General features: G+C 64.7%; 8 protein-coding genes. 3 read left to right on the top strand and 5 right to left on the bottom strand.

Going from position 1 to position 9,559, the window contains the following annotated elements:
* Positions 1-87: 87 nt before the first annotated feature.
* On the bottom strand, positions 88-489 hold the full coding sequence (locus tag C1A17_RS04400) for an HhH-GDP family DNA glycosylase (RefSeq protein ID WP_101651083.1): 402 nt from the start codon (positions 487-489) through the stop codon (positions 88-90).
* A gap of 158 nt (positions 490-647) precedes the next feature.
* Here C1A17_RS04400 and C1A17_RS04405 point away from each other — a divergent pair, with 158 nt between their 5' ends.
* Positions 648-1,511: a hypothetical protein gene (locus tag C1A17_RS04405; protein WP_146000575.1), complete on the top strand. Its 864-nt coding sequence runs from the start codon at positions 648-650 to the stop codon at positions 1,509-1,511.
* Between the two features lie 889 nt (positions 1,512-2,400).
* On the opposite strand, the gene C1A17_RS14345 is transcribed toward C1A17_RS04405, so the two are convergent.
* The 4 genes from C1A17_RS14345 to C1A17_RS04425 all read right to left on the bottom strand — a co-directional run bounded on the left by C1A17_RS14345 (position 2,401) and on the right by C1A17_RS04425 (position 5,773).
* The gene (locus tag C1A17_RS14345; protein WP_219618245.1) at positions 2,401-2,562 is read right to left on the bottom strand and encodes a hypothetical protein; all 162 of its coding nucleotides are present in this window, start codon (positions 2,560-2,562) and stop codon (positions 2,401-2,403) included.
* A gap of 255 nt (positions 2,563-2,817) precedes the next feature.
* Positions 2,818-3,642, bottom strand: coding sequence for an alpha/beta fold hydrolase (locus C1A17_RS04415; protein ID WP_101651087.1), 825 nt, complete (start codon positions 3,640-3,642; stop codon positions 2,818-2,820).
* 55 nt (positions 3,643-3,697) lie between these two features.
* The gene (locus C1A17_RS14695; protein ID WP_146000576.1) at positions 3,698-4,477 is read right to left on the bottom strand and encodes a BPL-N domain-containing protein; all 780 of its coding nucleotides are present in this window, start codon (positions 4,475-4,477) and stop codon (positions 3,698-3,700) included.
* 993 nt (positions 4,478-5,470) lie between these two features.
* Positions 5,471-5,773: a HigA family addiction module antitoxin gene (locus C1A17_RS04425; protein ID WP_101651556.1), complete on the bottom strand. Its 303-nt coding sequence runs from the start codon at positions 5,771-5,773 to the stop codon at positions 5,471-5,473.
* A 55-nt stretch (positions 5,774-5,828) separates the two neighbouring features.
* On the opposite strand from C1A17_RS04425, the gene C1A17_RS04430 reads away from it, so the two are divergent.
* Complete coding sequence (locus tag C1A17_RS04430; protein WP_101651088.1) at positions 5,829-6,236, top strand: integrase core domain-containing protein; 408 nt, start codon at positions 5,829-5,831, stop codon at positions 6,234-6,236.
* 117 nt (positions 6,237-6,353) lie between these two features.
* Positions 6,354-9,515, top strand: a complete 3,162-nt coding sequence (gene drmD / locus C1A17_RS04435) for a DISARM system SNF2-like helicase DrmD (RefSeq protein WP_101651090.1) — start codon at positions 6,354-6,356, stop codon at positions 9,513-9,515.
* Positions 9,516-9,559: the final 44 nt, after the last annotated feature.

Genomic DNA, 9,559 nt, shown 5'->3' on the forward strand with positions numbered 1-9,559 from the left:
GCAACCTGCGCGCCTATTTTTGAGCTTACTCATTTTTCCGCGCTCGGCAAGGGCGCGGCCCGGCGCCCGCTCCCCTCGCGTCCGGGGCTACCTCCGCAGCGCGCGGCGCACGAGCGCGGCGGCGAACCGCGCCCGGTCGGCGGGGGCAACCAGCCCGGCCAGCGCCTCGGGCTCGGCTGGCAGCCCCGCCCGGCGCGCGCCCTCGAGCACCTTGGCATCGAAGACCGGCGGGAGGGACCAGATCCCCTGGACCTCGCGCAGGAAGATCTGCGCCCCGGCGGGCCCGATGCCGGGAAAGGCGCGCAGCAGGCGGCTCAGGGCCGCGGGCTCTGCGTGCCCCGCTGCACGCAGCCGGCGCAGGTCACCGCCGTAGTCCGCGAGCAGGTGCTCGGACATGCGGCCCAGGCGGGTCGCAGTGCTCTCGTCGTAGCGGCGGTAGCCGGCGCGGCCCAGCGCGGCGACGCGCTGGCGGTGCGTCGAGGCGCGCATGTGCGCCGGGGGTGGTGAGGCCGGCGTCCCACAGCTCACGCGCGGCGGCCACCGCGATGTCCGCCCCATCGTGGTCCCTTCACAGTGGAGCAGGTCCATCGGAATCTTAGCTATGGCCACCGACAACGAGAGACGTGTTCGGGGCGCAGAAGGCATCTATGGACCTATCGCCAGACGTTGGATCGGAAAACGAACGCATCGACGAACGCCTGTCGGAGATCGAGACGCAGTCGAGCGAGCAGGCGGAGTCGATCGCGGTAGCACTCGACGAGCACAAAGCCGCCCTCCCGGAGCAGCAGACGCAGTTCGCGGAGCTCGTCGACAAGAAGACCTCCGAACTGCAGGACGAGCTCGCGCCCCTGCGCGAGGCCGCCAGCGAAGCGGACTCGATCATCGAGCAGCAAAAGACACGCCTCGACACCGCACTGTCGTCGCACCAGGAGAAGTTCTCGTCAGGGCAAGACGATCGCACTGAGAAGTGGACCAGCCTCCTTGCGGACAACGAGTCAAAGCTCCAAGAACACCTGACTGCGATGCGCGAGCACGAGGAGCAGTCGCGGAAAGTCCAGTCGGCAGTGGGCGTCAACGCGACGGCCACCGACTACGGCGCATACGCGAACGCACAGAAGGAGGCCGCCACACGATGGCGCATCGGTGCGGTCATCGCGCTGTCGATCGCAGCCGTCGCGTTCCTCGTCGTGGCCGGCGCGCCGCTGTTCGGCTTCGGCGGGAACTCGGAGTGGTGGGAGGTCGTCCTGCAGAAACTCGGCGCGCCTGTCGGCGCTGCCGCGGTCGGCTACGTCCTCATCAGGGAGTCGGGGCAGCACCGCAAGGAGGAGCGCTCGGCGCGTCAGGTGCAGCTCACCCTCACAGTGCTCGAGCCGTTCATCGCCAACCTGCCGGAGAAGCAGAAAGAACGCATCCGCGTCGAGACCGTTCGGCGGATCTTCGCAGAGCAGCGGGACGGATCTCCGGTAGCCGGCGGCGTTGCCCGGGAAGACGAAGCAAAGGCGAAAGAGTAGGCCGACTCGTAACAACGTCTGTCGCGAAACCCTTGCCAACGTCGGGCGGCGTGAACAAGCGTGCAACTTGCAGGAAATTGCGCCTAGACTGCCCAGGCCGAAACGGATCTAAGGGCAAGACGATCTATGAGCGCCGACTGTTAGCAGAACGAATGTAGATCCGGTGAGCTCAGCCCTCCCGCCGGTTATCGAGAGGCAAGTCTTACCGAGCATGACCGTCGATGCCAACCGCCTTCGTCTCGCGCCTGGTGAGTTTCGCGCGCCGTTCTGCCCGCGTCAGCGCGTCTCGTAGCTCTCCCACGCTTTCGATCGGCAAGTCCCATCGATCCTGGTCGAGGATTCGCCCAATACGTTCATCGAACCTGCGAACCGCGCCGAGGGCAGCCTTCGCCTCGAAAGTTGCTTGAAAATGGCGGCTGAAGAAGTCTTCAAACGACCTTTTCTGAATGGGCGCCATGTCTGTTGGCGAGATTCCTGGGTACGCCAACCCCATTGGGCCAGTGCGGGTGGCGACCCACCGCTCCAACGCCACACGAGCTTCGCGTAACAGCCGCCGGCCCTCACGCCGTTCTGCAACAGAACCACCGACAACCTGCGTCAGGTATCCACCGAGCAGCGCACCGACAAGAGCGAGCGCAGGAACAGTAAAGTCCAGAAGATCCGTATCGTCATCCCAGAGTCGTGACTGATTCTCATCTAGAGTTACGCACACGCTTCGTTTGCGACGTGAACGTCCCAGAATCGAATCGCACCGTTCCGTCCAAGGATCGAGGCGATACGGAAGGGGTTAGCAAGAACGGTGATGCGGCTTTGACCACATTACGCTACTCATACATTGAACCTAAATTCAACCACGTTCCGTAGCCGAATAACCTTTGGGGCCGCACCGTCAGTCAGCGGCAATGTGCCCACGCGACGCCTCAGCGAGTGGCGGCAGATGAGTCTCGACGACATCGCGGACCACGTCGATGTCATCGCGCCCGAACAGCGCGCGAGTCTGCTCGAGCAGACCGGACGCACGCATCAGGAGATTCCCCTCGGCGGGATCCATCTCGACGAGGATGTCGATGCCCGATCAGGCAGACGCGGTGCCCCGTGCAACGGACCCGAACAGCCTCGGGTTGGTCGCGCCGTACCGGTACAGAGCACCTGGAACTCGTCACGACGCGCAGCGAGGAGCTCGCGCAGGGCGAGCTTCTCGGGTGCCATGACGGTCTCAGACATGCTTCCGGGGTACTGGGCCTGGCAGCACGTCGACATGGCGCTCTAGGTGTAGTTGGTCATGACGTTCCGGCACGGCGCACCATCAGCGCCCACTGGCGTGCGTCCCGTTGATTCGCTCGCGGGCCAGCCAGCGACTGAGCACGTCGATCCACATATCGAAGGCGTCGAGGTGCGCGTCATGGCCCCCGCCATCGAGATCGATCCTGTCTGTATGGGACCTGCGCCGGATCAATGCGTCCCGATCGTCGTTGCTGAACATCCCATGCTTCGCGAACACCGCGAGCGTCGGGACCGCCAGAGCCTCCCACTCGTCCCAGCGAGGCTCGTGCACCGCCTCGATCACGCGCTGCATGACGGCGGCGTCGAAGCGCGGTACGAGGCCATGCTCCGTCAGTTCGAAGTCTGCCACCCAGGCGTCAACGATGGCGTCCCCGCCGAGGAACTCTCTCGCCGCGGCCTCGTCCTCGAACGGCACTGGCCACGACGCGAAATACCTGCCGAGCTGTGCGGCCTCGCCCGGATCATCGCTGCCCTTCACATGCCCTTCCAGCATCACGTGCCCTTTGACCAGGTCTGGTCGCGCCACCGCGACGAGGAACGCGGTATGGGCTCCCATCGACTGCCCGACGAGCACCGCGCGCTGCCCAGGGACGAGCTCCTCGAGCACTGCGACGACGTCTCCGACGAAGGTATCGCGCGACACGTCATTGGGAAGCCGTGTGCTCGCACCGTGCCCCCGCTGGTCCACGAGTAGCACCCGATATCCCGGTAACGCTTGCGCCGTGGGCAGCAGCTCGCACGAGCTCCCCGCGAGACCGTGCAGCAGTACGACGACGGGGCCATCGCCACCGAGGTCAGTGACCGCGATCGAGACACCGTCAGGGCGTAGCACCATGCGGTTGGTCATGCCACCTCCAGTAGCTTGATCTCGGCAGAGGCGCCGCACGTGGCCTTCCCAGCGATCAACTGAGAATCCGCTTGACGAGCGGCAGCGCATATTGCCAGTCGTCACCGTCGGGATCGACGAGATCGGCGTCCTCGAACCAGGTCACGTCTGCCTCCGGATGAGGGCCAATCAAGCCCACATTCCCATCGCCGCACCGATAATATGCGGCAGCGAGATCGCCTGTTTCATAGTGCGCATACTCCTCCGCACCATCTCTTGGCAACCGCGCACCCTCTTGAAAATAGGTCCAACGCACGGTCTCACCCCACGTGACTGCCACCACTTGATCACTGCTATCTTCCACAGGGAAGCCGGGAACACTTACCTCCCCCTCAACGGAATAATCAAGCAAACCGAAGCCCTCGCTCCCGGCGAGATATGCGCCCATGCAGATTCCGAGGTAGCTTCCACCGGCAGCAATATAGTCACGTAGCCCGCGGATGAAATCCGCAGGAAAACTCTGGGCCGCACCACTGATGTCGTCCCCACCACCTGGCTGAGCGTAGAGGGCGGCCCCAGATAGGGCACTCGCTTCGAGAGGGACCTGTTCGTGTGGGCCGATAAACGCAACGTCCAGGCCAAGCGGTGATCGAGACAGCCGCTCTGCAAGAATGTCCGAGCATCCTGCGCACCCTGCGGGGCCGCGGTACACAAGGGCGATTCGCCCGTCCGAACCCCCGTGCTCGTTCGTGCTGGTTGGTGCGCACCCGTTGACCAGCCCGGCGACCGGGATCGTCAGCAATCCCCCGAGGACCGACCGGCGCGTCCATCCAGCAGGTGGTTCGAACGTACTCATAGCTCGATCCTAGTGACCTTGCTCCACAGTTCACCGAAGCGACCGCGGACGAGCAGACGGGGCCGCCTCCTTCGCGTTGTCGATGACTGGTGGAGGTTTGACGCCCGAGTACTTCATTTCGGCGCGGAGGATTCGCGCCCACTGGTCACTGATGACGGCATCGAGGCCTGCTTCGAGAGCTTTTACCCTCGCGGCGCCCCTGTCACTCTCGCGGGCGCCCATCCCACATGGCCGACGACACGACCTTCGATCCTCGCCATGATGTGGACATCATGTGGTGCGTAGCCGTAGGGCTGTTGCGGATCCGACTCTCCGAACCCCTTGAGATATTCACTTTCGAAGAGCTGTCGAAGCCCACGCAGATCGGCCTCAGGGAGCTCTTGGTGGACGAGGACCTCGATCGAACGACGCTTCACGGGTCCGCATTCCACGGGTCCGCGAGTTCGACACCGGTGTGCTGGAAATCCTTCACATTGCGCGTAGCGCAGGTTGCCCCGTGCGCCACAGGCAGATCGCGGCGATCTGGGCGTCGGCCGTACTGACAGGCGCACCTGCTGCCTCGCGCGACGCGAGCACCTTTGCGTATCGCTCCGCCGCGTCAGCATCGAATGCGAGCACCGACCGGCTCCCCCGATGCGGCGCTACTGCTTGCCCGATCCTCTGAGCCAGCTCGTCTTTGCGTCGCCCTTCGAAACGACACTGGCCCGGCCCTTGATGACGAGGCGACCGGGGCGATCTCGGATCAACGATCGAGCGTGCTGATCACACGTTGAACCGGAATTCCACCGAGTTCCGGCACCGCCGACCATCACAAGGAACTGGACGATGCCGTCTCAGAAACGCGACGCAGCACGTCCTGCCCGACGATCGCAATGCCGCGTGGCCAAGCTGCCCAGACGGCATTGGCCAGGCTCGACTTCCCACTGTCGGAGTTGCCGCGGATCCTGATCAGTCGAGAATCCTCGGAACCGACGAGCGTCGAGGCCGCGGAACTCATGCCGATAGAAGAGGCCTGATCGCTGCGATCTGCTCCCCTGCACGATCCTCCGCGCGGTCGAGCTCATAGTGGCTCTGCAGGTTGATCCAGAACTCCGCCGAGGTCCCGAAGTACTTCGCCAGCCGCAGCGCGGTGTCGGCCGTGATGCCCCGCTTTCCGTGCACGATCTCGTTGATCCGCCGCGGCGGAACCCCGATCGAGACGGCGAGCTTGTTCTGCGTGACGCCGAAGCCCTTAATGAACTCCTCCATGAGGACCTCACCCGGGTGGATCGGCTCGATCCTGTCAGTGTTAGTCAACGATCTGCACCTACTCCGGTCCGGCGTCGAACTCGCCCTCGCGGAGGCCGAGGCCATGCTCGACGGCACCAAGCTCATCGATCACCTGACCGACCCCGACACGGGTGAGATCGTCCCCATCACGCTGGTCACCGACAACGGCGGCCCCTTCCGGTCGTTCCGCTTCGAGCACTTCATCACCGCCCATCCCGAGCTGCGTCATGTCCGGACTCGCGTCAGGACGCCGGGTCAGAACGGGGTCCGCGAACGGGCCTTCCAGAGCCTGAAGTATGAGCGGCTCTACCGCGAACAGATCGACGATGCCCTCGACCTGGTCCGCGAGGCCGATGCCTACCGGGCCGAGTTCAACACCATCCGCCCCCACGAGGCGCTGGCCTGGAACCGGCCGTCACAGGTCCACCGCGGGCTGGCGGACCCGACCGTCCCCAACTTTCCCGAGCCCGAAATCCTGCCAACTACTTGACGCGGGACAAGCCCCGCGCTGAACACTCAAGGAGTTGATTCGTACAACAACGCCAGTGGGTGCCCGATACAATTAAGGGGCGCAGGCCATGCCCGATGCGCAGAACAGGAGCCCCGAATGCACTTGAATGAGCCAATCCGGCGGCCGCAAGTGCCCGTTCCGGGACAGGTTGTGGAGGTTCGAGGCAGCCGCTGGGCCGTCACTGACGTCGTGTCGCAAGGGTTGGGGCGAAGCCCTGCGGATGACGCGAACACCGAACCGCAAAATGTCGTGACGCTCCAGTCGATTGATGAGGACCGCCTGGGTGAGGAGCTTGCGGTCGTCTGGGAGCTTGAGGTCGGAAACACGCTCGTGCCGGACCAGGGCCTACCTGCACGGCTCTCCCCGGAGACATTCGACGACCCCAACGTTCTTGGAGCCTACGTCGACGCTGTGCGCTGGGGCGCGGTGACCAGCGCGGATGAAAGCTCGTTCCAGTCCCCGTTCCGGTCCGGCGCCAACATCGAGGCTTACCAGCTGGAGCCGTTGCGCCGTGCACTCACTTCCGCTCGCACCAACCTCCTGCTTGCTGACGACGTTGGCCTCGGCAAGACGATCGAGGCTGGCCTGGTCATTCAGGAGCTGCTGCTACGCCACCGTGCTCAGACGGTCGCGATCGTGTGCCCGCCGAGCTTGGCGATCAAGTGGCAGGACGAGATGCGGGAGAAGTTCGGTTTGGACTTCACCATCGTCAATAGCCAGACGTTGGCTGACGACCGCCGTCGTCACGGCCTCGCAGCGAACCCGTTCCGCCTGCACCGTCGTGTCATCGTGTCGATGGCGTGGCTGCCGACACCCCGGGCGAAGCGCCTGCTGCGAGACATCTATCAGTCGGCCGACAGCGGCTCGGCGCGCTCGTACGCTTTCGATGTTCTCGTCGTGGACGAAGCGCATCACGTCGCTCCGTCGGGCCCCAGTTCCCTCGGAGGTGGGCGCGGTTACGCCGTTGACAGCCGCCGCACGGTTGCGGTTCGCGAGCTCGCGAAGCGCTGCGAGCACCGGCTGTTTCTGACCGCCACGCCGCACAACGGCTACTCCGAGTCGTTCACCGCGCTGCTCGAGATGATCGATCAGCGACGTTTTGCTCGCGGGGCGTCGATCGACGAAAAGGCGCTCGCCGAGGTGACCGTGCGACGCCTGAAGACCCAGCTGGCAGACAAAGACTTCAGGGCCCGCAAGATCAACCTCATTCCCTTCGAGCCGAACGCAGATGAGGAAGCGATGTTCGGCATGCTCGTGGATTTGCTCACCGCGAGTGCCAGAGCGAATGGCAAGAGCGCCATGGGCGACATCCTGGGCCTGCTGCTGCGCAAGCGCCTGCTCTCGAGCCCGTGGTCGTTCGCGTTGACGCTGGAGCAGTATGAGGCCTCTCCCGAGGCCGCGGTGGTGACCCTTGATGACTACTACGCCGAGGTCGTGGGCAGTGACGCCTCGGATGAGGAAGAGGGTCTGACAGAGCACCCGGAGTTTGCGGCGATGACGCAGGCGAAGTCTGCGCACCCGCTGAGCGAAGCGACGCAAAGCGAGATCGACCGTCTGACGGCCTGGGGCCGAGGTTACGAGAACAAGCCCGACTCCCGGCTGGACGCCCTGATCACCTTCCTCGACGCGGTGTGCCGTCCCGATGGCCGGACGTGGAGCAACGAGAGGGTGGTCGTCTTCACCGAGTACGCGGCAACTCTGGAATGGCTGCAGCGCGTTCTCGCCTCGAGGAAGTACGACGAGTCGCGGCTTGCCGTGATCCAAGGTTCGACGCCTGCCGACGAGCGTGAACTGATTCGCGCCAGGTTCACGGCCCCGCCGCACGAGGAGCCGCTGCGCGTTCTGTTGGCCACCGACGCCGCCGGCGAGGGCATCGACTTGCAGACCTTCTGCCACCGTCTCGTGAACTTCGACATTCCTTTCAACCCTTCCCGCCTGGAGCAGCGCATCGGCCGGATCGACCGATACGGTCAGCGCGAGACGCCAAAGGTCTACTATCTGTCGCCCGTCAAGGAGTCCTCTGCGTACTCGCTTGATCACGCTTTCGTCCGGCGCATCGCAGAGAAGGTCGCGCAGACCGAGTCGGACCTCGGAACGGTCAACCCTCTCATCGACGCCGAGGTCCGCGGGCACTTCATGGGACGCCCGGCGCCAGCCGTTGCTGGAAGGGCCGGAGGCGCCCAGATCTCCCCGGAGCTCGCAGCGCTCAAGGGCGAGCAGCAGCTCAATGCGCAGTTGACCAAGCTCGCTGCGTCGTACGGTGATGCCAAGGGCAAGTTGCACCTCACCCCGTTCAACGCCCGACGCGTTGTCGAAACGGCGCTCGCTGTGAGCCGTGAGCCCGGGCTGAAGGCGCATCCGGATGCGCTCTATGACGAGGACGGCCCGGAGACCTTCGCTGTCGATCATCTGGGTCCACGGTGGCAGCCGGTGCTGGCCGGCCTGCAGACAGTGCTCAACCCGGACGTCTACCGGCCCATCACGTTCGACGAAGAGCTGGCCCGCACCGACCCGGGGGTCGTGCACATCCACCTCGGGCACGCCCTCATGCAGAAGTCGGCGCGGCTGTTGCGCAGCGGACTGTTCGGGGCGTCGTCCGACATGCACCGGGCGACCGCGGTGGTCGATGAAGCGATCCCCGAATCGTGTGTTGCGGCCGTCTCCCGCCTGGTCCTTGTCGGGCGTGGCGGGTTGCGTCTGCACGAGGAGGTCTTCGTGACCGGCATCCGTCTGCACGGTAACGCTATGGCTGAGGAGAAGGTCAACGGCCTGCTCGACAACGTGTTGGATCGGCCTGAACTCAAGCCGGCAGACGAGGCCGTGCGCACCGAGTTGGCGAAGGTCTGGAACGCGGAAGGCTCCAGGATGCGCACTCGTCTCGAGAATGCGATGGAGGCCCGGGCGCATAGGCGTCAGGACGCAGTGCAAGGCACGTTGGATAAGCGCCGTGACACCGACCTGCAACGTGCACAGGAGATCTACGCGCGCTTCCGTGACAACCTTCGCATCTCCTTGGAGCAGGCCAAGTCCGAGGATGCGCAGCAGTTGACCATGCTGTTCGCGGATGACCAGCAGGCACAGCGACGCCGTGACATCCGCGCGATGGAGGACCGCCTCGACACCCTCGAAGCCGAGGAGAAGCGCGAGCTGGACGGTCTTCGCGCCCGGTACGAGGACGTCCGCCCGTATGTCTCGGCCGCGGCGGTGGTGTTTGCTCTCACGCCGCAGGACGCAGCGAAGTTCGGAGGTGTGCGATGAGTCGGGGTACGAAAACGTTGCGGCGTCCGACGCGCAGTGTTCGC

The organism is Brevibacterium ihuae (assembly GCF_900184225.1).
Lineage (GTDB): Bacteria > Actinomycetota > Actinomycetes > Actinomycetales > Brevibacteriaceae > Brevibacterium > Brevibacterium ihuae.